Origin of the sequence: Burkholderia sp. F1 (assembly GCF_050813845.1) — a bacterium.
GTDB lineage: Bacteria > Pseudomonadota > Gammaproteobacteria > Burkholderiales > Burkholderiaceae > Burkholderia > Burkholderia ubonensis.
This window is the reverse complement of record NZ_CP172421.1, coordinates 392433-417381: the sequence shown is the minus strand read 5'-3', so window position 1 is coordinate 417381 and position 24949 is coordinate 392433. Positions and strand designations below refer to the sequence as shown.

The following is a 24949-nucleotide window of genomic DNA, read 5'->3' as shown; positions in this document are numbered from 1 at the left end:
TCTCACCATTGCGCGCCCTCGTCGTCGAGCTCCATCCTGCGCGGCCCGTTCGTCGTCGCCAGCGTCACCGCGTCCGCGTCGACCCGCATCACGCGTATCGCCCCGACCGCCTCGCCGGCCGCCGCGGCGGTAATGGCCCCGGCGCCGTCGTCGAACAGGGCGAGGCCGGCGCGCGCGTCCCGCATCACGCCGGCGAGGCGGGACGGCAATGCGTCGCCCGTTCCCGACTCGCCCCCGATACCGAACGGATCCTCGTCCTGCGAAACCGCGGCGCTCGGCCGGTCGCCGTATGCCGCGCGGCCGCCCGGCATCGCGGGAAATACGTCGAGCGACAGCCCGACGCGCGCTGCCCGCCCGTCGCGCTCGGCGTTTATCGCCGTCGGCACGACCAGCACCGGCAACGTCGCCAGAGCGCCGACCATCCGCCGCAGCGCCGGAAAGCCGCCCTCCGCGACGATGCGCACCGTGCGCCGCACGTCCTGCCGGGCGCCTGGCTCGGCCTGCGGCTCGAACGAGACGACCCGCAGCCCGCTCGACGCGGCGAGCTCGGCCAGTTCGAGCATCAGCGCCGGCCAGCCAGGCGCCGCCGGCTCGCCGTGGCCGTCGTCCGTCTTGACGGGCGCCGCGCGAAGCGTCGCGGCCTGCGCCAGCGCGCGCTCGGCCGCGGCGGCGCGCGTTCCGGCGGCATCCAGCGACGCGCGGCTGCGGGCAAGGCCGCTCCAGTCCGCCGCTTCCGAGAGGTGGACGCCGCCCGCCAGCACCGCGCCGAACGCGAGCACGCAGCCTGCGACATGCGATGCAACCGGCAACGCACGCCGCGCCGCGCCGCTTCTCCCGCCGCCGATCCCGAGTCGATACGCAAGCGCCGTCATGTCCGCTCCCCCTGCCTGGCGTCGCGTAGCGATCCGTCGTGCCAGCGCAATTGCACCGAGAACCGGAACGGCATCCGCGTCGCCCCCGCCGGCTCCGCCGGGGCCGGCTTCAGCGCGTCGACGTCGACGCGCCACCCGTGCTGCTCGCGCGCGATGCGGTCGAGCCAACGCGCCGCCGCCCGATAACTCGCGGCCCGCGCGTCGAGCACCGCGCCGGACGCCGTCGTGCGCAACGCTTCCAGCCGGATGCCGTCGTCGCGAACCCGCGCCGCCAACGCGAGCAGCTCGGTGGCCTGCCGATAAGGCTCCGCCAGTTCCGCGGCCTGCGCGTCGCGCTGCGCGGCGGCGGCGGCCATCCGCGCAGCGCGCGCCGCCGCGTCCACCTGGGGCTGTTGCCTCGACAGCCGCGCCTCGACGACAGCGCGTTCGGCGTCGGTTCGCATGCGCAGCCACGCCGCCCCACCCGTCCACGCGCCGACGCCCAGGATGCCAAGCAGGATCGCTGCACCGCATTGCGCGGCCCGGCGCCGACGCATGGCCCGTACGAGGCGGTCGCGGTATGGCAGCAGGTTGAATCCGTCGAGATCGAGCCACGCGAGTGCGGCCGCCGGCTTCCGCGACGCCCCCGGACACCCGGTCGGCGCGTTCATTCCCACACTCCGCGCAACGCGAGCCCGAAGGCAACCGCGAATGCCGGCCCGCCAACGGAACCGGCCTGCGCCGCGGACGCTTCGCCGCCCCAACGCGCGCACTCGAACGGCATCGCGCTCGCGCCGAGCAGATCGCCGATCTCGGCGACGGACGTGCCGAACCGTGCGAGACAGCCCTCGTCGCCGGCGACGAGCGCACAGCGGGCCGGCCGGCGCGCCAGCGCGCGCAACGCGTCGGGCAGTGCGGCATGCGTGCGATCCGGAAACGCGAGCTGCGACACGGCCGCCCCGCCTTCCAGCCACCAGCCGCGCACGCCCGCGTCGCCGAACCAGAGCGCGAAACAGGGCTCGTGCGCGTCCGATTCGCGCAGCGCGGCAAAACGCAACGCCCGCAACGCCGCGATCGACTCGCCGTCGACCGCCGTCAGATCGACGCCGGCCACGGCGGCCGCGTCGACCCGCCGCTGCAGCGCGGCCTGCGGCGCGGCGGCGATCGCGATCTCGCCGGGCCGCGCGCCGCTGTCGTGCCGCCAGTCGAACGCGAGACCGTCCGGCGCCAGCCCGGAGATGCGTTCCGCGGCCTGGCGCGCAGCGTCGGGGATGTCGTCGCGCCCGGCCAGGTCGAGCGTCGCCGTGCGCATCTCGTCGTCCCGCAGCGCCATCACGCCGCGCGCGTCGCACCGCACCCCGCGCGCCGCCAGGCGCGACACGGCTGCGGACAGCGCGCGCCCGACTGCCGCCCAGCGAACCTCGTCGGCCCCGTCGGACAGCCCGTGCGGCTCCGTCTCGAGCCCTTCGACGCGTACGTCCGCGCCGCGCCTGCGCCGGCTCAGCACCGCCACCCTCACGTCGCCCGCAGCGACGTCGATCCCTGTCGCCGTGCGCCTGCCCATCGCGAATCGCACCCTCCATCGTCCGCCCATTCCAGCCTCCCGCGATCGCCGCGGCCCCTGCCGCAGTCCCAGGTTCGCATTCTGGCGAGCGGCATGCGCGGCCGGCAGTCGGCCAAACGGCCAACGCCGCGAACCGCGTGCGCCGGCGCGCTATGCTGGAAGGGCGGCAGCCTGCGGCCGCGCACGGGTGCTCGCCCGTCAGGGCCGGTCATACCAGCCAGCTATAATCGCGGGACTGTTTTCCGGTATGCCTATGCAATCCACGTCCCCTACGTCCCCGCCCCCCGCCCCGGAGCCGAAGAAACGCCCCTGGTGGCTGAAAATCCTGATCGGCCTCGTGACGGTGTGCGTGGCGCTCGTCCTGTGCGGCGCGCTCGTGCTCGGCTATGCGCTCGTCGTCGCGTCGCCGAACATGCCGTCGCTCGACGCGCTGACGGACTATCGTCCGAAGGTTCCGCTGCGCATCTATACGTCCGATCACGTGCTGATCGGCGAATTCGGCGAGGAACGCCGCGACATCGTCCACTTCAGGGACGTCCCCGACTCGTTGAAAAAGGCGATCCTCGCGATCGAGGACGCGCGCTTCTACGACCACGGCGGCGTCGACCTCACCGGGATCATCCGCGCCGGCTTTGTCGCGCTGACCAACGGCCACGCATCGCAGGGCGCGAGCACGATCACGATGCAGGTCGCGCGCAACTTCTTCCTGTCGAGCGAGAAGACCTACACGCGCAAGATCTACGAAATGCTGCTCGCATACCGGATCGAGCGCGCGCTGACGAAGGATCAGATTCTCGAGGTCTACATGAATCAGATCTATCTCGGCCAGCGCGCATACGGTTTCGCGAGCGCCGCGCACGTCTATTTCGGCAAGGACCTGAAGGACATCACGCTGGCGGAAGCCGCGATGCTGGCGGGCCTGCCGAAGGCGCCGTCCGCATACAACCCGGTCGTCAATCCGAAGCGCGCGAAGGTGCGCCAGGAGTACATCCTGCAGCGGATGCTCGAGCTGAACTTCATCTCGCGCGGGCAGTACGACGAGGCGATCGCGCAGCCGCTCGTCGTCAAGGGCGCCGGCCGCGAATTCAGCGTGCACGCCGAGTACGTCGCCGAAATGGTGCGGCAGATGATGTACGCGCAGTATCGCGAAGAGACGTACACGCGCGGCTTCAACGTCGTCACGACGGTCGATTCCGCCGATCAGCAGGTCGCCTACGGCGCGCTGCGCAAGGGGATCATGGATTACGAGCGGCGCCACGGCTATCGCGGGCCGGAGGGTTTCATCGAGCTGCCGGCCGGCGCCGACGACCGCGAGCAGGCGATCGACGACGCGCTGCTCGAGCATCCTGACAACGGCGAGCTGATCGCGGCGGTCGTAACCGCCGCCGGCCCGCGCCAGATCACCGTCGCGTTCATCGACGGCAGCAACGCGACGATCGAAGGCGACAACCTGCGCTTCGCGGCGGGCGCGCTGTCGGCCAATGCCCAGCCGAACCGGCGCATTCGTCCGGGCGCGATCGTCCGCGTCGTGAAGAGCGACGCCGGCGCGTGGACGATCACGCAACTGCCGCAGATCGAAGGCGCGTTCATCTCGATCGTCCCGCAGGACGGCGCGATCCGCTCGCTGGTCGGCGGCTTCGACTACAACAAGAACAAGTTCAACCACGTCACGCAGGCGTGGCGGCAGCCGGGCTCGTCGTTCAAGCCGTTCATCTACTCGGCGTCGCTCGACAAGGGGCTCGGGCCGGCGACGATCATCAACGACGGCCCGCTGTACTTCAGCGCCGCGGAAACAGGCGGCCAGCCGTGGGAGCCGAAGAACTACGGCGGCGGCTTCGACGGCCCGATGTCGATGCGCACCGCGCTGCAGCGCTCGCGCAACCTCGTGTCGATCCGGATCCTCAACCACATCGGCACGAAGTACGCGCAGCAATACATCACGCGCTTCGGCTTCGACGCCGACCGCCACCCGGCCTATCTGCCGATGGCGCTGGGCGCCGGCCTCGTCACGCCGCTGCAGATGGCGGGGGCGTACTCGGTGTTCGCGAACGGCGGCTTCCGCGTCAATCCGTACCTGATCGCCGAGGTGACCGATCCGAACGGCGTCGTCGTCGCGCGCGCGCAGCCGCTCGTCGCCGAGCAGAACGCGCCGCGCGCGATCGACGCGCGCAATGCGTACGTGATGAACAGCCTGCTGCAGAGCGTCGCGCAGCGCGGCACCGGCGCGAAGTCGAACGTGCTGAAGCGCACCGATCTCGCGGGCAAGACCGGCACGACGAACGACTCGCACGACGCGTGGTTCGCCGGCTACCAGCACCAGCTCGCCGCGATCGCCTGGATCGGCTACGACAACCCGCGCAGCCTCGGCGACCGCGAAACCGGCGGCGGCCTCTCGTTGCCCGTGTGGATCGACTACATGGGCGCGGCGCTCAAGGGCGTGCCCGAATTCAAGCCGACGATGCCGGACGGCGTCGAGACGCTCGGCAGCGAGCTGTATTTCGCCGATTTCACCCCGGGGCACGGCTTCGTGTCGACGGTCGGGGTGGCGCAGGCGCCGGTCGCACAGGACGCGGAGGAGGAAGCGCCGCACGTCGACGAACAGGAGAAGCAGGACATCATGAACCTGTTCCGCGGCCACTGACCATCCACGCGGACATCAGCAAAAAAGCGGCCCTCGGGCCGCTTTTTGTTTGATAAGACGTTTGGCGCGCTCCCGCGCGAACGCTCAGGCGCTGAACGTGATCGGCATCCCGGCCTGCTGCGTCGCATAGTCGCTGAGCGCCGCGTAGAACTCCGTGCCGGTGCGCGTGTCGCGCCACGCGCCGTCGACGTAGCGGTAATGGAAACCGCCCGCCTTCGCGGCGATCCACACTTCCTTCATCGGCGGCTGCAGGTTGACGATGATCTTCGAGCCGTTCTCGAACGTCAGCGTCAGGACGCTGCCGTTGCGCTCGAGATCGATGTCGTGATCGCCATCGTTCGCGGCGTCCACGGTGCGCTCGACGGCCGCCAGCACGGCCTCGGCACGGGTCAGGTATTCGGTATCGGACATGCTAAACTCTATCGGTTCAATTGTTCAGGGACGATCATGCGAGTCGTTTTCCGGATGAGCGCGATTGTAGCGGCTTTGGCAATTCTTGCAGGCTGCGGTCAAAGCGGTCCGCTCTATATGCCCAACGTGCCGCCGCTGCCGCCGAAACCGGTCGAACAGCAGCAGGACACGCCGCCGTCGGACGTCAAGCCGACCGACGAAACCGCCTCGTCGTCCGAGAGCATGCCCGATACGTCCGGCACGCCGCTCACGCTGTCGCCCGAGCTGTCGGGTGGCGCCGGCGCCGTTGCACCGGCCCCCGCATCCGGCTCGGCCAGCCCGCAGTAACGCGGCGAGACAGCAACCGCACGCAACCGTGCAACGGCGGCAAGCAAGGCGATGACCGCGCGGTCATCGCCTTTGTTGTTGGTGCATCCGCGATTCGCTGCCCGTCAGCCCCGCACGCGCCGCCATCCCCACGCGGCCACGCGCCAGCCGAGCAACGCCACGACGATCGCCGCGTACAGCTTCGGCTGCGCGAGATCGTGCTTGCCGGCCTTCATCCACCAGAAATGCAGCACGCCGAACGGCACGATCACGTAGATCGCGCGATGCAGCGTCGCCCAGTGCCGACCGAGCCGGCGCACCATCGCCCGCGGCGACGTCGCGGCGAGCGGGATCAGCAGCACGAATGCGGCGAAGCCGACGGTGATGAACGGCCGCTTGCCGATGTCGTTCAGGATCTCGGCCAGGTCGAACCACTTGTCGAACCAGACATAGGTCGTGAAGTGCAGCGTCGCGTAGAAGAACGCGAACAGGCCGAGCATCCGGCGAAAGCGCAGCAGCGCGGCAACGCCGGTCATCCGCCGCAGCGGCGTGACGCCGAGCGTGATGCACAGCATCACGAGCGTCCACAGGCCGGTCGAGCGCGTGACGAATTCGACCGGATTCGCGCCGAGCCGGTCGGTCAGCCCGAACAGCACGACGCGCGCGAACGGATACAGGCCGGCCGCGAAGGCCAGCACCCTGGCGGGAGCGAGCCAGCGCGGCGAGGCGGCCCGGGCCTTGTCCGGGCGGGACGCGGCGGCGCGCGCCGGCGCGAGCGTCGAAGCGGGCATGTCGTTTCTCATCGGTGCGCGTCAGAAGAACTTCTTCAGATCCATGCCCTGATACATCGACGCGACGACGTCGCCATAGCCGTTGAACATCAACGTCTTGCGCTTCGGCGTGAAGAAGCCGTCGTCGCCGATGCGCCGCTCGGTCGCCTGGCTCCAGCGCGGGTGGTCGACGTTCGGATTCACGTTCGAATAGAAGCCGTACTCGTTCGGCGCGTAAGTGTTCCAGCTGGTCGGCGGCTGCTTGTCGACGAAGCGGATCTTCGCCAGCGACTTCGCGCTCTTGAAGCCGTACTTCCACGGCACGACGACCCGCACCGGCGCGCCGTTCTGGTTCGGCAGCACCTGCCCGTAGACGCCCATCGTCAGCAGCGTCAGCGGATTCATCGCCTCGTCCATCCGCAAGCCTTCCGAATACGGCCAGTCGAGGATCGGCGTCGACAGGCCCGGCATCTGCGACGGATCGGCGAGCGTGACGAACTGCACGTATTTCGCGTTGCCGGTCGGCTGCACGCGCTTGATCAGCTCGGCAAGCGGCACGCCGATCCACGGAATCACCATCGACCAGCCTTCGACGCAGCGCAGCCGGTAGACGCGCTCCTCGAGCGGCGCGAGCTTCAGCAGTTCGTCGAGATCGAACACCTTCGGATGCTGCACGTCGCCCTCGACGCTGACGCGCCACGGACGCGGGCGCAGCGTGCCGGCGTTGCGGGCCGGATCGCCCTTGTCGGTGCCGAACTCGTAGAAGTTGTTGTAGGACGTGACGTCCTTGAACGGCGTCGCCTTGTCGGCCACGACGAATCTCGGATTGGTTTTCGCCGCCAGCTTCGCCGCACGCGCATCGGGTGACGCGTACGCGGCCAACGCCGCGCCGCTGCCGCCCAGCATGCCGCCGGCCGCCGCGAGGCCGGCTGCCTGCAGCATGCGCCGGCGGTTGTCGAACACCGCGCGCGGCGTAATCTCGCTGCGCGGAATGTCGTCGCCGCTCAACGCGCTCCGGAAAGGCCGTTTGATCCACATCGTGCTGCTCCTCCTGCGTGCGCATGCGCACGCGCCATGCGCGTTCGACCCGCGCCATCATGCGCCGTTCGGCGCCCGGACCGCCCGCGCGTTACAAAAGAAAACCGCCGGGCACGCAGTGCGCCGGCGGTCTTTGGTCGAACGAGCGTCGGGAATCTTACAGCTTGCCGTAGCTGTGCAGCCCGGACAGGAACATGTTGACCCCGAGGAACGCGAACGTCGTGACGATCAGGCCCGTCAGCGCCCACCATGCGGCCGGCGTGCCGCGCAGGCCCTTCATCAGGCGCATGTGCAGCCACGCCGCGTAGTTCAGCCACACGATCAGCGCCCAGGTCTCCTTCGGGTCCCAGCTCCAGTAGCCGCCCCACGCCTCGGCCGCCCACAGCGCGCCCAGGATCGTCGCGATCGTGAAGAACGCGAAGCCGACCGCGATCGACTTGTACATCACGTCGTCGAGCACCTCGAGCGCCGGCAGGCGGTCGGCGAGCACGCCCCGCTCCTTCATCAGGTACGCGACCGACACCATCGCCGACAGCGCGAAGCTGCCGTAGCCGATGAAGTTCGCCGGCACGTGGATCTTCATCCACCAGCTCTGCAGCGCCGGCACGAGCGGCTGGATCTGCTGCGCGTCGCGCGCGATCGAATACCACATCAGGAAGCCGACCGCCGCGCTGATGATCAGCAGCACGAACGCGCCGAGCGCGCGCGTGCCGTAGTGGCCTTCGTAATACAGGTAGAGCAGCGCGGTGATCAGGCTGAACAGCACGAACACTTCATACAGGTTCGACACCGGAATATGGCCGACGTCGGTACCAATCAGGTACGACTCGTACCAGCGCACCATCATCCCGGTGAAGCCCATCAGCACCGCGACCCAGGTGAGCTTCTGGCCGATCGCGGCGGCGGACGCCGAACGCGCGAGCGTGCCGATCCAGTAGAACACCGTCGCGAGCACGAACAGCGCGCTCATCCACAGGATCGCCGACTGGCTCGACAGGAAGTACTTGAGGAAGAACGCCGAATCCGCGCGCGCCAGGTCGCCCTGGTAGATCTGGATCGACAGCAGCGCCAGCACCGCGATCGACGCCATCAGCAGCCGGGCCGGCTTCCAGCGCCAGCCGAGCGTGACGAGCGCCGGGACGGTGCCGATCAGCACCGCCTTGTCGTAGTAATCCATGTGCGCGTTGTAGTGCACGAACGCATAGCCCGCGCCGAGCACGAGCGCGAGCGCGAACAGCCAGTCGAGCGGCGACAGGCGCAGCAGGAACGGACGGTCGTCGAACAGCGGCGCCAGAATCGGGGCCTGAGCCGACGCCTCACGGGCGGGAGAAACTTGAGTGAGATCCATGATGTTACCGGGTGGAATCCGCTGAACCGCCGCCGGCCGGCGGGCGGGGAGCCGATGCTGAGCGGGCCGGAGCAGCCGGCGCGGCATCGCGAGGTGCGGCGTGCAAGGCGGCGCCTGCCGCGTCGCGCGTCTGCACGAATTCTTTCTCGAAATCGAAGGTCTTGCGGGCCGTGGACATCGCCATCACCACATCGACGCCGGAGCCGGCGTCCTTGAGCCAGAACCAGAGGCGCCGCTCGCGCACGTAGAACATCGAGAAGATGCCGGCGACCAGCAGCAGGCTGCCAAGATACACCAGATTCTTGCCGGGCGCGCGCGTCAGCTGAAATACCGAAGCTTGCACCTGCTTGAACGAATCGAGCTGCAGGTAGACCGGCGCGCCGTACAGGAAACTGTCGGACAGCGCGTTGATCGCGTTCTGCACGAACCGGACCGACTCCGCGCCCTGCTGCACCGGCGGTTCGGCGGCGCGCTCGCGCGCGATCTGCCAGACCTCCCACATCGCGCCTTCGAGCATCCGCAGCAGCAGGCTGGCCGCCTTCTCCTGCTCGGCCTTCGGCACCGACCGGTCGATGAACGTCGCAACCGCCTGGAACCCGCCCAGCGGCTGGCCGTCCATCCCGCGCCCGGCGCTGTCGTCGCCGGCCGCAAACAGGGTCAGCACCTTCGACGCGCTGTCCTGCAGGCGACCGCGCAGCGCCGCTTCGCTGCCCGGCAGCGAACGCTGCGCGAAGCGCGCGGCGGCCTCCGTGCGGACCGCCGGGTCTTCGAGCGCCGCGCGCAGGCGCATCCATTCGCCGATCGAATCCTGGCTGTCCGCCGGAATCCGCATGTAGCGGAACGGATCGTTCGGGCTTGCGCGCACGCCCGCGAGGAATACGCGCTCGCCGCCCATGTCGACCGGCAGCATGTAGTTGTTGAACTCGCGCGCCTGGCCGTCCTTGCCGCGCACCTTGTACTGCACCGACGGGCCGATGTTGTGCAGCTGCATCGGCTTCGACGACTTCGCGCCCGAGCCGAGCCGCTCGTCGAACGCTTCCTTGAGCGTCGTGGTCTTCGCGACGCCGCGCACGTCCGGCCTGCCGTTCGCATCGGCCATGTTCTCGACGTTGATCGCGCGGAAATCGGAGAATTCGATCGTCTCGCCGTCGGCGCCCGGCATCTGCAGCGGCACCGAGCTGCCGATCGCGCCCTGCACCGGGAATGTCTTCGCCGCAGCGCCCGTCATCGGGTACGCGGTCATCTGCATCTGCGAGCCGCCGTCCTGGAAGCTCGACTGGTAGATCGACACGCCCTTGTACGTGAACGGCTTGTTGACCTCGACGCGCGCCGGGATCTTCTGCCCGGTCGCGCGATCGATCACGACGATGTCGCTCGCGAACAGCTTCGGCATCCCGGTCGTGTAGTAGTCGACGATGAACTTGTTGAGCTGGATCGAGAACGGCAGGTCCTGGATCAGCGAGCCGTTCGGCTGGTTGAGGATCGCGGTCGACACGAACTGGCCTTCCGGCACCCACGCGTAGCCGCGGAACGTCGGGTTCGACGCCGACAGGCGATGGTCGGGCGAAATCTCGCTGATCGTCGCGCTCGTGTTGACGGGGCTCTTGCCGAACATCCACATCTGGAATTTGATCGGCAGGTTGCTGTCGAGCAGGCCGCCGACGCAGATCACGACGATCGCGAGGTGCGCGGAGATGTAGCCCCACTTCGTCATTGCGCCGCGCTTCGCGGAGACCAGCGTCGCGCCGTCGGTTTCGCGCACGACGTGCTTGTAGCCGGCCTTCGTGACGAACGCGGCGAGCGTCGCGGTCGCCTCCGCGCGCGTGCCGGTCGCGGCATATTCGGCCTTGTGGTGGAACGCGCGCAGGCTGCCTTCGCGGACCTTGTCCTTCCAGCTCTTCGCGTCCTTGAGCATCTTCGGCGCATTGCGGATCACGCACAGCGAGATCGACACGACGAGGAAGATCAGGATCAGCATGAACCACCACGCGCTGTACACGTTGTACAGGCCGAGCGAGCGGAAGATGTCGGCCCAGAACGGCCCGAACTGGTTCACGTAGTTCGGATACGGGTCGTCCTGGGTCAGGACGGTACCGACGATGCTCGCGATCGACAGCACCACCAGCAGCGCGATCGCAAAGCGCATCGAGCTCAACAGCTCGACTGCGCGCTTCGTTGCGCCCTGGCCCGACTTCGACTGCAACCCCGACGTGGTAACGCTCATTCAAACTCCGACTGACAACAAAAAAGGGCAAGGCGGCCGCTACGATGCGGCGCCCCACCCTTTTCTTGTTCTGACTCCGGCCGCCCTGCGGGCGCCCGGTCGCTCTTTCGCGGCCGACGCTCAGTGCAGGCCGGCGATGTAATCCGCGACGGCCTTGATCTCGCTGTCCGACAGGCGCAACGCGATCTGATGCATCGCCTCGTTGTTGCTACGAGCGCCAGCGCCCTGCTGGAACGCCGTCAACTGGGCAACGGTGTAATCCGACCACTGGCCCGACAGGCGCGGATACTGGACCGGCAGCCCCTGCCCCGTCGGCCCGTGGCAGCTCGCACACGCGGGCACGCCCTTCTCCGCGATGCCGCCGCGATAGATCTTCTGGCCGAGCGGCACGCTGGCCGCGACGTGCGCGGTGCCGGGCTTGGCCGCCTGCGAGCCGTAATACGCCGCGACGTTGCGCATGTCGTCCGCGCTCAGCGCGCTCGCGAACCCGACCATCACGGCGTTGTTGCGCGCCGGTCCCTTCGCGCCCGGCTGCGCCTTGAAATCGTTCAACTGCTTGACCAGATATTCGGGATGCTGGCCGGCAAGCTTCGGAAAACCGCCCGACGCGCTGTTGCCGTCGGCGCCGTGACACGATGCGCAGACTTGCGCCGCGATCGCCTTGCCACGATCCAGATCCGGCTTTGCCGCATCCGCCGCTCTTGCCTCTGCTACGAAACCTACGAACCCTGCTGCAACCTGAAGCACCATCAGAGACTTGCACAGTCGATTCATTCGCACACCCTGTTTCGTCTTGTGGGAATTGAGGTTCTGCAATAAACGACGGCGATCAGTCTACCGCAGAAGCGCGCGAGGCGGGGTGCCCGGGGCCTTCGGCAAAACCGCCGTATTGTACAATATCGCGCTGAAAGCCCCCGCGCCTATCGGGGCTACCCCGCCTCCACCAAGCGGCTCGCGCCGCCCGTCCGTCCCCGGTTCCCATGGCCTTTCTGCTCCATCAAGCCCGCTTCTATACGACCGTCAACCACTTGCGCGACCTGCCGCCGACGGTGCAGCCGGAAGTTGCGTTCGCAGGCCGCTCGAATGCCGGCAAATCGACCGCGATCAACGTCCTGTGCAACCAGAAGCGGCTCGCGTTCGCGTCGAAGACGCCCGGCCGCACGCAGCACATCAACTACTTCTCGGTCGGCCCGGCGGCCGAGCCCGTCGCGAACCTCGTCGACCTGCCCGGCTACGGCTACGCGGAAGTGCCCGGCGCCGCGAAGGCGCACTGGGAAATGCTGCTGTCGACCTACCTCGCAACCCGCTCGCAGCTCTGCGGGCTGATCCTGATGATGGATTCGCGCCGCCCGCTGACCGAGCTCGACCGCCGGATGATCGAGTGGTTCGTGCCGACCGGCAAGCCGATCCACACGCTGCTGACGAAGTGCGACAAATTGACGCGCCAGGAAAGCATCAACGCGCTGCGGACGACGCAGAAAGGGCTGGATGCGTATCGCGACGCGGGCGTCGAAGGCAAGCTGACGGTCCAGCTGTTCTCGGCGCTCAAGCGCACCGGGCTCGACGAGGCCCATGCGCTGATCGAGAGCTGGGTGCGGCCGTCCGTCGCCGACGAAAAAAGCGAGCCTGTAGCACAATGACCGGGCACCGCGCGGCCGGCACCGGCCGTGCGCACCTGACGGCGCCTGCGTTTCGGCCGGCTCATAAAAAAACCCGCCGTTTAGCGGCGGGTTAAACAGCCTAATCGAATAACGACAGGCACCCGCTCAGGGAGGAGAAGCGGGGAGCATCACGCTAGGCGTGACGCTCGATCGCTATCATATACCAACGATCCAGAAAATAACCTAAGGGTTCCGTAAGGCCCTTATTGCCCTGATTTCTGCCAAATCGCCATGAGCTTCCATCCGCTTCATCGTCCGCGCCGGATGCGCCGCGACGACTTCTCCCGCCGCCTGATGCGCGAAAACCACCTGACCACCGACGACCTGATCTATCCGGTCTTCGTCGTCGAAGGCACGAACGAGCGCCAGCCGGTGCCGTCGATGCCCGGCGTCGAGCGCGTGTCCGTCGACCTGCTGATGCAGGTTGCCGAGCAGTGCGTCGAACTGGGCGTGCCCGTGCTGTCGCTGTTCCCGGCCATCGAGCCGGCGCTGAAGACGCCTGACGGCCGCGAGGCGGCCAATCCCGAGGGCCTGATCCCGCGCGCGGTGCGCGAACTGAAGAAGCGCTTCCCCGAGCTCGGCGTGCTGACCGATGTCGCGCTCGATCCGTATACGAGCCATGGCCAGGACGGCGTGCTCGACGACAACGGCTACGTGATCAACGACGACACCGTCGAAATCCTGATCGAGCAGGCGCGCGCGCAGGCCGAGGCCGGCGTCGACATCGTCGCGCCGTCGGACATGATGGACGGCCGCATCGGCGCGATCCGCGAGATGCTCGAAAGCGAAGGCCATATCCACACGCGCATCATGGCCTATTCGGCCAAGTACGCGTCGGCGTTCTACGGCCCATTCCGCGACGCGGTCGGCTCGGCGGCGAATCTGGGCAAGAGCAACAAGATGACCTACCAGATGGACCCGGCGAACACCGACGAGGCGCTGCGCGAAGTGCGCCTCGACATCGAGGAAGGCGCGGACATGGTGATGGTGAAGCCCGGCATGCCGTACCTCGACATCGTGCGCCGCGTGAAGGACGAGTTCCGCTTCCCGACCTACGTGTACCAGGTCAGCGGCGAATACGCGATGCTGAAAGCCGCCGCGATGAACGGCTGGCTCGATCACGACAAGGTCGTGCTCGAATCGCTGCTCGCGTTCAAGCGCGCCGGCGCCGACGGCGTGCTGACGTACTTCGCGCTCGATGCCGCGCGCCTGCTGAAGGCGCAGCGCTGATCCGGAGCCAGAGCCTGGAAAGCGAAACGGCGACGCACTGCGGTGCGTCGCCGTTTTTTTTGCCGGTCGGCCGCGGGCCGGCGCCGTCTTTGTACGCTCAGGGCCTTCGAACGTCACCGACCCGCGAGCGACGCATGCCGGCTACACCGTCGGCACCGCCGCGCGATCGAGGCTGCGCAGGAACGTGTCGGCGGCCTGATAGCCGACTACCCGCCCGATTTCCTTGCCATTGCGATCGAAGAAGATGATCCCGGGCGGGCCGAACAGGTTGAAGCGCTTCAGCAGCGCCTGATCGTCCGGATTGTTCGCGGTGACGTCCGCGCGCACCAGGTGCAATTGCGCGAGCCGCGCCTGCACACGCGAATCGGTGAAGGTCAGATGCTCCATCTCCTTGCAGCTCACGCACCAGTCCGCGTAGAAATCGAGCATCACCGGCTGGCCCGACGTCTTCAGCAGCGCATCGAGCTCGTCATTCGACCCCACTGATGCAAACGCCGGCCCTTCCTGCGCGCCCGGCGTACCGGCTGCGGGCGTGCCAGCCACGGACGCGGTCGTGCGCGCGGCAAGCACCGCCAGCGGCTTGACGGGATCGGTCGATCCCGCGGCGAGGCCGACGAGCAGCGTGGCCGCCCAGATTGCCAGCGCCGCGCCGAGCCCGCGCCCGAGGCGTCGCCAGATCGACGGCGTGCCCGCATGCGGCGTGAACAGGCCGAGCGCGGCCGCCGCGACGAGCAGCCACAGCGCGGCCAGCATCATCCGGAACGCCCCGCCGAGCACCGGCCAGACGATCCACAGCGCGGCCGCGAGCAACACGATGCCGAAGAACACCTTCACGCCGTCCATCCACGCGCCCGCGCGCGGCAGCAACGAGCCCGCGCCGACGCCGACGATCAGCAGCGGCACGCCGAGCCCCAGCCCCATCGCGAACAGCGCCGCGCCCCCGAGCAGCGCATTGCCGGTATGCGCGATGAACGCGAGCACCGCGAACAGCGGCGCCGTCATGCAGGCGCCGACGACGAGCGCCGACAGCGCGCCCATTGCCGCGACCGCCGCGAAGTGACCGCCCTTGTGGCCGCTCGACGTGCTGGCGGCGCCGTTTTGCCAGCGCTGCGGCAGCGCGATATCGATGCCGGAAATCAGCGATGCCGCGAAGGCGGTCAGCAGCACGCCGAAGCTGCCCAGCACCCACGGGTTCTGCAGCCATGCCCCGAGACTCTGCCCGACCAGCGCGGCGGCGATCCCGAGCACCGTGTAGACGAGCGCCATGCCGATCACGTAGGTCAGTGACAGCGCGAAGCCGCGCGCGTGCGTCGCGCGCGTGCCCTGGCCGATGATGATCGCCGACACGATCGGAATCATCGGATAGGAGCAGGGCAAGAGACTCAGCACCACGCCCGCGACGAAATACAGTGCGACGACCGTGAAGAAGCCCTGGCCTTCGAGCAGCGACTGCGCATAATCGGCGCTCGTGACCTTGTCGAACCAGCTGCCGGCCGCCTCATCCCGGCCGGCCGGCGAGGCAGCCGTCGCCGCCGGGGACACCGCGCCCAACGCGTTGCCGCTCACCTTCACGACATGCTCCGCCGGCGGATAGCAGATCCCTTCGTCCGCGCACCCCTGAGACGTCACCGCAAGTTCGAACGACCCGGCTGCCTGCTTGACCGGCACGTGGATCACCACGTCGCCGCGATAGGTCTCGACGTTCTTCTGGAACGTCTGGTCGAACTTCACATGGCCCGCGGGCAGCTGCGGCTCGCCGAGCGTCGCCTGGCCGCTCTTGACCGCGAACGCGAACCGCTCCCGATACAGGTAATAGCCGTCCGCGACCTTGAAGCGCACGTCGACCTGGCCCGGCGACTCGCTGGCGCTGAACTTGAACGCCACCGACGGATCGAGGAAATCGTCGGCGGCCCGGGCGAGCGACATGCCGCCCAGCGTGAACGCGAAGAGCGACAGCAGCAGCGCGAGGAGCCGCAACGCATGGATGCGCGCGCGAAGAGCCATACCGTTAAACATGAAATAGACGTTGAGTTTCGCCTGTCACCCACTGGCCGTACTTCGGCGCCGCCGCCGCTTGCCAGGAGACGATTTCGGGCGTGTCATAAGGATGGTGCGACTGGATGAAGCGTTCCAGCTCGAGCGAGCGCACCGGGCTCGTCTTGAACAGCAGCTGGATTTCTTCGGCCGTCTCGACCTTGCCTTGCCAGTGATAGCGCGACCGGATCGCGCCGAGCTGCGACACGCAGGCGGCCAGCCGCGCGGCCAGCGCGCCGTCGGCAAGCGCGTCGGCGGTCGCCGCATCCGGCACCGTCGTCAGCATCAGCACCACGACCATTCGCGCACCTCCGGTTTCGATCGCCGGCGCATTCACCAGCTGTTTGTTCCGTATCGTAGCGCACCCTGCGCGATGGTGCCGGCGACCGACTGCGACAATCGACCGCATTCCGCGACCGCCAAGCAAAAAGGGCCAAGCGATTGCTTGACCCTTTTTTGATACTGCGATGTGCCGGGAAGCTTATTCAGCTTCTTGCACGTTTTCCGTTTCTTCGACTTCCGGACGATCCAGCAGCTCGACCAGTGCCATCGGCGCGTTGTCGCCGACGCGGAAGCCGAACTTCAGGATGCGCAGGTAGCCGCCCGGACGGTTCGCGAAACGCGGACCGAGCACGTCGAACAGCTTGGCCACCGAATCACGATCGCGCAGGCGGTTGAACGCCAGGCGACGGTTCGCGAGCGACGGCTTCTTGCCGAGCGTGATCAGCGGCTCGACGACCTTACGGAGTTCCTTCGCCTTCGGCAGCGTCGTCTTGATGACTTCGTGCTCGATCAGCGAGTTGGACATGTTGCGGAGCATTGCCAGACGGTGGCTGCTCGTGCGGTTCAGTTTCCGCAGACCATGACGATGGCGCATTTCAGTTTCCTTGATTCAAAGTTTTGATCCAGCTCTTCTATCGCACCTATAGGGGTGCACGGGCCGGTAACGAAAAAAAGCAAGATGCGGATTCTAAAGGAAAATCCGCATCTTGGCCAGTTACAGCAACAACCGGGCTTACTTGTCGAGACCAGCCGGCGGCCAGTTCTCGAGCTTCATGCCCAGCGTGAGACCGCGTGAAGCGAGCACTTCCTTGATCTCGTTGAGCGACTTGCGACCGAGGTTCGGCGTCTTCAGCAGCTCGTTTTCCGTGCGCTGGATCAGGTCGCCGATGTAGTAGATGTTCTCGGCCTTCAGGCAGTTCGCCGAACGAACCGTCAGCTCGAGATCGTCCACCGGACGCAGCAGGATCGGATCGATCTGCGGTGCGCGCGACGGTGCTTCCGCCGCCGTCTCCGTGCCTTCCAGCGCCGCGAACACGGACAGCTGGTCGACCAGGATGCGCGCCGATTGACGGATCGCCTCTTCCGGGGTGATCACGCCGCTCGTCTCGATGTTCATCACGAGCTTGTCGAGGTCGGTACGCTGCTCGACACGCGCGCTTTCGACGGCGTAGCTCACGCGGCGAACCGGCGAGAACGATGCGTCGAGTACGATGCGGCCGATGATCTTGGCCGTGTCCTCGCCATAGCGGCGGACGTTGCCCGGCACATAGCCGCGACCCTTCTCGATCTTGATCTGCACGTCGAGCTTGCCGCCCTTCGACAGATGCGCGATCACGTGATTCGGGTTGATGACTTCGCAATCGTGCGCCAGCTCGATATCGGCTGCCGTGACGACACCTTCGCCTTCCTTGCGCAGCGTCACCGTCACTTCGTCGCGGTTGTGCAGCTTGAACACCACGCCCTTCAGGTTCAGCAGCAGGTTGACGACGTCCTCTTGCACACCATCAAGCGTCGAATACTCGTGCACCACGCCCGCGATCGTCACTTCGGTCGGCGCGTAGCCCACCATCGACGACAGCAGCACGCGGCGGAGCGCATTGCCCAAGGTGTGGCCATAGCCGCGTTCGAACGGCTCCATGACCACCTTCGCATGGTTCTCGCCCAGCGATTCCACGGCGATGATCTTGGGTTTCAACAAACTGGTTTGCATAGGTTTTCCTTTTCAATACCCTCGGCTCGTTACACCGATAAGGCTGACCGGTAACACCCTGAAAATAAACAGCCGAGGTCACCCCTTGCGGAACGCAATCGGGGTACCTCGGCCGTCAATCAGATTAACGCGAGTACAATTCGACGATCAGGCTTTCGTTGATGTCGCCGGCGATGTCAGCGCGTTCCGGCACTTGCTTGAACGTACCTTCGAACTTCTTCGCATCGACTGCAACCCAGCTCGCCATGCCGCCTTGCTCGGCCAGCGACAGCGCTTCGACGATACGCGCCTGCTTCTTCGCCTTTTCGCGGATCGCGACCACGTCGCCAGCCTTCACCTGTTGCGACGGGACGTTCGAGACGATGCCGTTCACGGTGATCGACTTGTGGCTCACGAGCTGACGCGCTTCAGCGCGGGTCGAGCCGAAGCCCATGCGGTACACGACGTTGTCGAGACGCGACTCGAGCAGTTGCAGCAGGTTTTCACCCGTGTTGCCCTTGCGGCGGTCGGCTTCAGCGAAGTAGCGGCGGAATTGACGCTCCAGCACGCCGTAGATGCGCTTGACCTTTTGCTTCTCACGCAGCTGCGTGCCGTAGTCGGACGTACGTGCGCCCGAAGTACGGCCGTGCTGGCCCGGCTTGCTGTCGAGCTTGCACTTGTCAGCGAGCGAGCGGCGCGCGCTCTTCAGGAACAGGTCGGTGCCTTCACGGCGGGACAGCTTGGCCTTAGGGCCGATATAACGTGCCACTTTGCATTCCTTTATCAATCAGTCACGCGGATCGCGATCCGCGCTAGTTCGCGCCCTTTGGGGCGAACGGTGGGCTTAGTCAATCAAAAAAGCACAGCCCGTCGACGCGAAGCGGCGACAGGCATTGCGCCAACACATCGTTAGATGCGACGACGCTTCGGCGGACGGCAGCCGTTGTGCGGAACCGGAGTGACATCCGAAATCGCGGTGATCTTGATGCCGAGGCCGTGCAGTGCACGCACTGCCGACTCACGACCCGGGCCGGGGCCCTTGATCCGCACTTCCAGATTCTTCACGCCGTATTCCATCGCCACGCGACCGGCCGACTCAGCAGCAACCTGAGCAGCGAACGGCGTCGACTTGCGCGAGCCCTTGAAGCCCTGGCCGCCCGACGTCGCCCATGCCAGTGCATTGCCCTGGCGATCGGTGATCGTGATGATCGTGTTGTTGAACGACGCGTGAACGTGAACCACGCCTTCAGCGACGTTCTTCTTGACCTTCTTGCGAACGCGTTGCGCCGCGGTGTTCGAAGCCTTAGCCATTACGTTTTCCTGTAACTGTCAGTTCCGCTTACTTCTTCAGCGCTTGCGCTGCACGACGCGGACCCTTGCGAGTGCGCGCGTTCGTACGCGTACGCTGACCGCGCATCGGCAGGCCCTTGCGATGACGAACACCACGGTAGCAGCCGAGATCCATCAGGCGCTTGATGTTCATCGTCACTTCACGGCGCAGATCGCCTTCGACGACAAACTTGCCCACTTCTTCACGCAGCTTTTCGAGGTCTGCGTCGGTCAGGTCCTTGACCTTCTTCGAGAATTCCACGCCAGCTGCAACGCAGATGCTGCGCGAGCGAGTGCGGCCAACACCGAAGATTGCCGTCAGGCCGATCTCGGTATGCTGGTGATTCGGGATGTTAACCCCTGCGATACGAGCCATTGTTTTTCCTCAAACAAAAAGCGCAAACAAACGCGCGGTCAGCCTTGGCGCTGCTTGTGGCGCGGATCCGAGCTGCAGATCACGCGAACGACGCCTTTGCGCTTGATGATCTTGCAATTGCGGCAAATGCGCTTAACCGATGCCATCACTTTCATGATATTACCCTTTTTTCCAAATCACTTCGCCCGGAACACGATCCGCGCACGCGACAGATCGTAAGGCGTCAATTCAACCGTCACCTTGTCGCCCGGAAGAATGCGGATGTAGTGCATCCGCATCTTTCCGGAGATATGCCCCAACACGACATGGCCGTTTTCCAGCTTCACGCGGAAGGTAGCATTCGGGAGGTTTTCGATCACCTCACCCTGCATCTGGATTACATCGTCCTTGGCCATAGGTCCTTTTTAGCGCATTGGGATGTTGCCGCCCTTGAAGTTAGCCTTCTTGAGCAGCGACTCATACTGTTGCGACATAACGTACGACTGCACCTGCGCCATGAAGTCCATCGTGACGACGACAATGATCAGCAGCGACGTTCCACCAAAATAAAACGGCACGTTCCAGCGCAGCACCAGAAATTCCGGCAGCAGACACACGAAGACGATGTAGATCGCACCGGCCAGCGTCAGACGCGTGAGGATGCGGTCGATGTATCGCGCAGTCTGCTCGCCCGGACGGATGCCCGGCACGAACGCGCCGCTCTTCTTCAGGTTGTCCGCGGTTTCCCTGCTGTTGAACACCAGTGCGGTGTAGAAGAAGCAGAAAAACACGATCGCCAGCGTGTACAGCAGCACATAGACCGGCTGGCCCGGCTTCAGCGCCTCCGCCACGTTATGCAGCGTGTTGGAGAACCAGCTTCCCGACGGCTGACCCGTGCTGAACCAGCCGAGGATCGTTGCCGGGAACAGGATGATCGACGATGCGAAGATCGGCGGAATCACGCCCGACATGTTCAGCTTCAGCGGCAGGTGAGACGACTGCCCGCCGTAGATCTTGTTGCCGACCTGGCGCTTCGCGTAGTTCACGAGGATCTTGCGCTGACCGCGTTCGATGAACACGACCAGGTAAGTCACCGCGGCGATCAGAACGACGATGATGATCGCCGAAATGATGCTCATCGAACCCGTACGAACCAGCTCGAACAACCCACCGACGGCGTTCGGGAACCCTGCTGCGATCCCGCCGAAGATGATGATCGAAATACCGTTGCCCAGACCTCGCTCGGTGATCTGCTCACCCAGCCACATCAGGAACATCGTGCCGGTTACCAGCGTCACGACCGTCGTCAGACGGAACAGCATGCCGGGGTCGGTGACGAGGCCCGGCTGGTTTTCCAGCGCGGCCGCGATACCGAACGCCTGGAAGGTCGCGAGCACCACGGTGAAATACCGCGTGTACTGCGTGATCTTCCGTTGCCCTGCCTGCCCTTCCTTCTTCAGCGCTTCGAGCTGCGGCGAGACGATCGCCAACAGCTGCATGATGATCGACGCCGAGATGTACGGCATGATCCCCAGCGCGAAGATCGTGAAGCGGGAAAGCGCGCCACCCGAGAACATGTTGAACATGCCCAGGATGCCGCCCGCCTGGCTCTGGAACAGCTTAGCCAGTTGATCCGGATCGATGCCCGGCACGGGGATGTGCGCGCCGATGCGATAGACGATCAGCGCCAGGAGCAGGAACATCGCTCGCCGGCGCAGATCGCCGAATTTCGCCGTGCTTCGACCGGGTTTTGCAAGACTCGGGCTGTTAGCCAAGTACTTTCTCCGATGCAAATGCTAGAGACGACGCGCTAGGCGTGTCACTCGGCAAACGAACCGCCAGCCGCTTCGATCGCAGCGCGCGCACCCTTGGTGGCGCCGAGACCCTTCACGACGATCTTGCGCTTCAGTTCACCGGTGGCGATGATCTTTGCGCTCTTCGTCAGCTCGCCGACCAGGCCGGCTTGCTTCAGTGCGAGCAGATCGATTTCGTCGACCGGCAGCTTCTCGAGGTCGCCCAGGCGCACTTCACCGACGAATTCCTTCGTCAGCGACGTGAAGCCGCGCTTCGGCAGACGACGTTGCAGCGGCATCTGACCGCCTTCGAAGCCGACCTTGTGGAAGCCGCCCGAACGCGATTTCTGACCCTTGTGACCACGGCCAGCCGTCTTGCCGAGGCCCGAACCGATGCCACGGCCGACGCGACGCTTGGCGTGCTTGGCGCCAGCTGCCGGCTTCAGGTTATTCAATTCCATATCAACTCCTTGATCCGTAGTCGGCCGCTTACGCGATGACCTTAACCAGGTACGAGACCTTGTTGATCATGCCGCGGACCGCCGGCGTATCCTGCAGCTCGCTAACCGAGTTGAGTCGGCGCAGGCCCAGGCCACGCACGGTCGCGCGGTGCGATTCGCGGGTCCCGATCAGGCTCTTCACGAGCTGAACCTTGACAGTTTTTTCAGACATGGTGACCACCCGGGCTTAGCCCAAAATTTCTTCGACGGACTTGCCGCGCTTCGCCGCGATGTCTGCCGGGGTGGACTGCTTGCGCAGGCCGTCCAGCGTCGCACGGACGAGGTTGTACGGGTTCGTCGAACCGTGGCTCTTCGCCACGACGTTCTGAACGCCCATCACGTCGAACACTGCGCGCATCGGGCCGCCGGCGATCACACCGGTACCTGCCTTCGCCGGAGCGAGGAGGACTGCCGATGCGCCGTGCTTGCCGTGCACTTCGTGTTGCAGCGTACCGTTCTTGAGCGGCACCTTGAACATGTTGCGGCGAGCTTGTTCCATTGCCTTCTGGACGGCAACCGGCACTTCCTTCGCCTTGCCCTTGCCCATACCGATGCGGCCATCGCCGTCGCCAACCACGGTCAGTGCGGCGAAGCCGAGAATACGGCCACCCTTCACGACCTTGGTCACGCGGTTGACCGAAATCATCTTTTCACGAAGGCCGTCGTCGCGCTCGTCAGCCTGAACTTTCGCTTGCATCTTTGCCATGACGAATTCCTTCCTTAGAACTTGAGCCCAGCTTCGCGAGCTGCCTCAGCCAGCGCCTTCACGCGGCCGTGGTAGCGGAAGCCCGAGCGGTCGAAGGCGACGGATTCGATGCCGGCGGCCTTAGCCTTCTCGGCAATACGCTTGCCGATCAGCGTTGCGGCAGCAACGTTGCCGCCCTTGCCCGACTTGTCGGCGAGCTCGGCGCGCACTTCCGCTTCGAGGGTCGACGCGCTGGCCAGCACCTTGGTGCCGCAGGGCGAGAACACTTGAGCGTAGATGTGCGTGTTCGTGCGATGCACGGCGAGACGCGCGACCTGCAGCTCAGCGATCTTGATACGCGTCTGGCGAGCGCGGCGCAGGCGAGATTGAGTCTTATCCATGATTGCGCACCCTTACTTCTTCTTCGTTTCTTTGAGGATCACAACCTCGTCGGAATAGCGCACGCCCTTGCCCTTGTACGGCTCCGGCGGACGGTAACCGCGGACTTCCGCAGCCACTTGACCGACTTGTTGCTTGTTGATCCCCTTGATCACGATTTCGGTTTGCGTCGGGGTTTCAGCCTTGACGCCTTCCGGCATCTGGTGCACCACCGGGTGCGAGAAACCCAGCGACAGGTTCAGCTTGTCGCCTTGCGCTTGCGCACGATAACCGACGCCAACCAGCGTCAGCTTGCGCTCGAAACCCTTGGTCACGCCGTGCACCATGTTCGCGATCAGCGCGCGCATCGTGCCCGACAGTGCATTTGCTTCGCGGCTTTCGTCCGCCGGCGACAGGTTCAGCGTGCCGTCGTTGTTCGCCACGTTCACGAGCGGGTTGACCGCTTGCGTGATGGTGCCCAGCGGGCCCTTGACGGTGATTGCACCGTCGGCCAGCTTGACTTCCGCGCCTTGCAGCGCGATCGGGCTCTTACCTACTCGAGACATGTTCCTCTCTCCTTTCGGTTAAGCAACGTAGCAGATGACTTCGCCGCCGACGCCCGTAGCGCGCGCCTTGCGGTCGGTCATCACGCCCTTCGGCGTCGACACGATTGCCACACCGAGGCCATTCATGACCTGCGGAATGTCGTTGCGGCCGCGGTACACGCGCAGGCCCGGCTTCGACACGCGCTCGAGGCGCTCGATGACCGGACGACCAGCGTAGTACTTCAGCGCGATGTTCAGTTCTGCCTTCGCGCCTTCAGCCTTCACCGCGAAATCGTCGATATAACCTTCGTCCTTCAGGACTTGCGCGATTGCAACCTTGACCTTCGACGAGGGCATCGCGACCGATACCTTCTCGACCATCTGCGCGTTGCGGATGCGAGTCAGCATATCGGCGATAGGATCACTCATGCTCATTTATGTTTCTCCTATTACCAGCTCGCCTTGGTCAGGCCAGGAATCTCGCCACGGAATGCGATTTCACGAATCTTGTTGCGCGCGAGGCCGAATTTACGGAACGTGCCACGCGGACGGCCCGTGATCGCGCAGCGGTTGCGCTGGCGGGTCGGGTTTGCGTTGCGGGGCAGTTGCTGCAGCTCCAGGCGTGCTTCGTAGCGCTCTTCTTCCGACTTGCTTTGGTCTTCGATGATCGCCTTCAGCGCTTCGCGCTTTGCTGCGAACTTCGCGACCAGGCGGGCGCGCTTCTTTTCACGTTCGATCAGTGCCAGTTTAGCCACGGTAACCTCAGTTTCTGAACGGGAACTTGAAGCTGGCGAGCAGAGCCTTTGCTTCGTCGTCGGTCTTCGCAGTCGTCGTGATGCTGATGTTCAGCCCACGCAGCGCGTCGATCTTGTCGTAATCGATTTCGGGGAAAATGATCTGCTCTTTCACACCGATGTTGTAGTTGCCGCGGCCATCGAAAGCACGGCCCGACACGCCACGGAAGTCACGCACGCGGGGCAGGGCAACGGTCACGAAACGGTCGAGGAATTCGTACATCGCACGGCCACGCAGCGTCACCATCGCGCCGATCGGGTAGCCCTGGCGGATCTTGAAGCCTGCGATTGCCTTGCGCGCCTTCGTCACGACCGGCTTCTGACCAGCGATCTTCGTGAGGTCGCCAACGGCGTTCTCGATGATCTTCTTGTCAGCGATCGCTTCGCCAAGACCCATGTTCAGCGTGATCTTGGTGATACGCGGCACTTCCATGACCGACTTGTAACCGAACTTCTCGATCAGGCCGGGCACAACCTTTTCTTTGTAAAACTCTTGAAAACGAGCCATTTTTTACTCCGC

31 protein-coding genes are annotated in these 24949 nt (G+C 65.5%); 4 read left to right on the top strand and 27 right to left on the bottom strand.

The features are described 5' to 3' along the window. Positions 1–2 precede the first annotated feature (2 nt). From ACFIMZ_RS02015 to ACFIMZ_RS02005, 3 genes are read right to left on the bottom strand one after another with little or no spacing between them, the layout of a single operon-like run. On the bottom strand, positions 3–872 hold the full coding sequence (locus ACFIMZ_RS02015) for a pilus assembly protein (protein ID WP_431821163.1): 870 nt from the start codon (positions 870–872) through the stop codon (positions 3–5). Further along, complete coding sequence (locus ACFIMZ_RS02010) at positions 869–1522, bottom strand: fimbrial protein (protein WP_431821162.1); 654 nt, start codon at positions 1520–1522, stop codon at positions 869–871. The genes ACFIMZ_RS02015 and ACFIMZ_RS02010 overlap by 4 nt, the downstream gene beginning before the upstream one ends. Beyond that, the gene (locus ACFIMZ_RS02005) at positions 1519–2445 is read right to left on the bottom strand and encodes a competence protein ComA (RefSeq protein ID WP_431821161.1); all 927 of its coding nucleotides are present in this window, start codon (positions 2443–2445) and stop codon (positions 1519–1521) included. The genes ACFIMZ_RS02010 and ACFIMZ_RS02005 overlap by 4 nt, the downstream gene beginning before the upstream one ends. A 223-nt stretch (positions 2446–2668) precedes the next feature. On the opposite strand from ACFIMZ_RS02005, the gene ACFIMZ_RS02000 reads away from it, so the two are divergent. Beyond that, entirely contained in the window at positions 2669–5056 is a 2388-nt protein-coding gene (locus ACFIMZ_RS02000; protein ID WP_431821160.1) for a penicillin-binding protein 1A, read from the top strand. A gap of 84 nt (positions 5057–5140) precedes the next feature. On the opposite strand, the gene cyaY is transcribed toward ACFIMZ_RS02000, so the two are convergent. Then, the gene (gene cyaY / locus ACFIMZ_RS01995) at positions 5141–5467 is read right to left on the bottom strand and encodes an iron donor protein CyaY (RefSeq protein ID WP_010092926.1); all 327 of its coding nucleotides are present in this window, start codon (positions 5465–5467) and stop codon (positions 5141–5143) included. A gap of 36 nt (positions 5468–5503) precedes the next feature. Here cyaY and lptM point away from each other — a divergent pair, with 36 nt between their 5' ends. Beyond that, positions 5504–5794, top strand: coding sequence for an LPS translocon maturation chaperone LptM (gene lptM / locus ACFIMZ_RS01990; protein ID WP_431821159.1), 291 nt, complete (start codon positions 5504–5506; stop codon positions 5792–5794). A gap of 104 nt (positions 5795–5898) precedes the next feature. Here lptM and msrQ read toward each other — a convergent pair whose 3' ends face one another. The 5 genes from msrQ to ACFIMZ_RS01965 form a co-directional block, all read right to left on the bottom strand. Beyond that, positions 5899–6564, bottom strand: coding sequence for a protein-methionine-sulfoxide reductase heme-binding subunit MsrQ (gene msrQ, locus ACFIMZ_RS01985; protein WP_431821158.1), 666 nt, complete (start codon positions 6562–6564; stop codon positions 5899–5901). Positions 6565–6585: 21 nt separating this feature from the next. Further along, on the bottom strand, positions 6586–7581 hold the full coding sequence (gene msrP, locus ACFIMZ_RS01980) for a protein-methionine-sulfoxide reductase catalytic subunit MsrP (RefSeq protein WP_431821157.1): 996 nt from the start codon (positions 7579–7581) through the stop codon (positions 6586–6588). Positions 7582–7738: 157 nt separating this feature from the next. Further along, entirely contained in the window at positions 7739–8929 is a 1191-nt protein-coding gene (ccsB, locus tag ACFIMZ_RS01975; protein ID WP_431821156.1) for a c-type cytochrome biogenesis protein CcsB, read from the bottom strand. 4 nt (positions 8930–8933) lie between these two features. After that, positions 8934–11153: a cytochrome c biogenesis protein ResB gene (locus ACFIMZ_RS01970; protein ID WP_431821155.1), complete on the bottom strand. Its 2220-nt coding sequence runs from the start codon at positions 11151–11153 to the stop codon at positions 8934–8936. Between the two features lie 120 nt (positions 11154–11273). After that, complete coding sequence (locus tag ACFIMZ_RS01965; protein WP_431821154.1) at positions 11274–11927, bottom strand: c-type cytochrome; 654 nt, start codon at positions 11925–11927, stop codon at positions 11274–11276. 206 nt (positions 11928–12133) lie between these two features. On the opposite strand from ACFIMZ_RS01965, the gene yihA reads away from it, so the two are divergent. Continuing rightward, on the top strand, positions 12134–12793 hold the full coding sequence (gene yihA, locus ACFIMZ_RS01960; RefSeq protein WP_076477759.1) for a ribosome biogenesis GTP-binding protein YihA/YsxC: 660 nt from the start codon (positions 12134–12136) through the stop codon (positions 12791–12793). 252 nt (positions 12794–13045) lie between these two features. Further along, on the top strand, positions 13046–14044 hold the full coding sequence (hemB, locus tag ACFIMZ_RS01955; protein ID WP_431821153.1) for a porphobilinogen synthase: 999 nt from the start codon (positions 13046–13048) through the stop codon (positions 14042–14044). A gap of 141 nt (positions 14045–14185) precedes the next feature. Here the strand turns inward: hemB and dsbD are convergent, their stop codons facing one another. The 18 genes from dsbD to rplE all read right to left on the bottom strand — a co-directional run bounded on the left by dsbD (position 14186) and on the right by rplE (position 24937). Next, complete coding sequence (dsbD, locus tag ACFIMZ_RS01950; RefSeq protein ID WP_431821152.1) at positions 14186–16060, bottom strand: protein-disulfide reductase DsbD; 1875 nt, start codon at positions 16058–16060, stop codon at positions 14186–14188. Continuing rightward, positions 16053–16379: a divalent-cation tolerance protein CutA gene (gene cutA, locus ACFIMZ_RS01945; protein WP_431821151.1), complete on the bottom strand. Its 327-nt coding sequence runs from the start codon at positions 16377–16379 to the stop codon at positions 16053–16055. Before cutA ends, dsbD begins: the two co-directional genes overlap by 8 nt. A 180-nt stretch (positions 16380–16559) precedes the next feature. Beyond that, entirely contained in the window at positions 16560–16955 is a 396-nt protein-coding gene (rplQ, locus tag ACFIMZ_RS01940; RefSeq protein ID WP_004197924.1) for a 50S ribosomal protein L17, read from the bottom strand. Between the two features lie 138 nt (positions 16956–17093). Next, positions 17094–18071 carry a DNA-directed RNA polymerase subunit alpha gene (locus ACFIMZ_RS01935; protein ID WP_010092937.1) on the bottom strand — a complete coding sequence of 326 codons (978 nt, stop codon included), beginning with the start codon at positions 18069–18071 and terminating at the stop codon, positions 17094–17096. A 124-nt stretch (positions 18072–18195) separates the two neighbouring features. Beyond that, positions 18196–18819 carry a 30S ribosomal protein S4 gene (gene rpsD / locus ACFIMZ_RS01930; RefSeq protein ID WP_431821150.1) on the bottom strand — a complete coding sequence of 208 codons (624 nt, stop codon included), beginning with the start codon at positions 18817–18819 and terminating at the stop codon, positions 18196–18198. 140 nt (positions 18820–18959) lie between these two features. Further along, positions 18960–19361 carry a 30S ribosomal protein S11 gene (gene rpsK, locus ACFIMZ_RS01925; RefSeq protein WP_010092939.1) on the bottom strand — a complete coding sequence of 134 codons (402 nt, stop codon included), beginning with the start codon at positions 19359–19361 and terminating at the stop codon, positions 18960–18962. Between the two features lie 28 nt (positions 19362–19389). Next, positions 19390–19755: a 30S ribosomal protein S13 gene (gene rpsM / locus ACFIMZ_RS01920; RefSeq protein WP_034183606.1), complete on the bottom strand. Its 366-nt coding sequence runs from the start codon at positions 19753–19755 to the stop codon at positions 19390–19392. Between the two features lie 38 nt (positions 19756–19793). Continuing rightward, positions 19794–19910 (bottom strand): 50S ribosomal protein L36, encoded by a 117-nt coding sequence (rpmJ, locus tag ACFIMZ_RS01915; RefSeq protein WP_004199844.1) that lies wholly within the window; start codon positions 19908–19910, stop codon positions 19794–19796. A gap of 21 nt (positions 19911–19931) precedes the next feature. Then, entirely contained in the window at positions 19932–20150 is a 219-nt protein-coding gene (gene infA, locus ACFIMZ_RS01910; RefSeq protein ID WP_004521905.1) for a translation initiation factor IF-1, read from the bottom strand. A 9-nt stretch (positions 20151–20159) separates the two neighbouring features. Beyond that, entirely contained in the window at positions 20160–21509 is a 1350-nt protein-coding gene (gene secY, locus ACFIMZ_RS01905; protein ID WP_026045042.1) for a preprotein translocase subunit SecY, read from the bottom strand. 44 nt (positions 21510–21553) lie between these two features. Next, positions 21554–21988: a 50S ribosomal protein L15 gene (gene rplO, locus ACFIMZ_RS01900; RefSeq protein ID WP_006482880.1), complete on the bottom strand. Its 435-nt coding sequence runs from the start codon at positions 21986–21988 to the stop codon at positions 21554–21556. Between the two features lie 28 nt (positions 21989–22016). Beyond that, positions 22017–22199: a 50S ribosomal protein L30 gene (rpmD, locus tag ACFIMZ_RS01895; protein ID WP_006400644.1), complete on the bottom strand. Its 183-nt coding sequence runs from the start codon at positions 22197–22199 to the stop codon at positions 22017–22019. A gap of 15 nt (positions 22200–22214) precedes the next feature. Further along, a complete protein-coding gene (rpsE, locus tag ACFIMZ_RS01890; protein ID WP_006482895.1) occupies positions 22215–22733 on the bottom strand; it encodes a 30S ribosomal protein S5 in 519 nt (172 codons plus the stop codon). Between the two features lie 14 nt (positions 22734–22747). Next, positions 22748–23113 carry a 50S ribosomal protein L18 gene (gene rplR, locus ACFIMZ_RS01885; RefSeq protein WP_006400645.1) on the bottom strand — a complete coding sequence of 122 codons (366 nt, stop codon included), beginning with the start codon at positions 23111–23113 and terminating at the stop codon, positions 22748–22750. Between the two features lie 12 nt (positions 23114–23125). Then, the gene (rplF, locus tag ACFIMZ_RS01880; RefSeq protein ID WP_084899911.1) at positions 23126–23656 is read right to left on the bottom strand and encodes a 50S ribosomal protein L6; all 531 of its coding nucleotides are present in this window, start codon (positions 23654–23656) and stop codon (positions 23126–23128) included. A gap of 18 nt (positions 23657–23674) precedes the next feature. After that, complete coding sequence (rpsH, locus tag ACFIMZ_RS01875) at positions 23675–24070, bottom strand: 30S ribosomal protein S8 (protein ID WP_034183605.1); 396 nt, start codon at positions 24068–24070, stop codon at positions 23675–23677. Between the two features lie 14 nt (positions 24071–24084). Next, positions 24085–24390, bottom strand: a complete 306-nt coding sequence (gene rpsN / locus ACFIMZ_RS01870) for a 30S ribosomal protein S14 (RefSeq protein ID WP_006400648.1) — start codon at positions 24388–24390, stop codon at positions 24085–24087. Positions 24391–24397: 7 nt separating this feature from the next. Continuing rightward, the gene (gene rplE, locus ACFIMZ_RS01865) at positions 24398–24937 is read right to left on the bottom strand and encodes a 50S ribosomal protein L5 (protein WP_006482882.1); all 540 of its coding nucleotides are present in this window, start codon (positions 24935–24937) and stop codon (positions 24398–24400) included. Between the last annotated feature and the right edge of the window lie 12 nt (positions 24938–24949).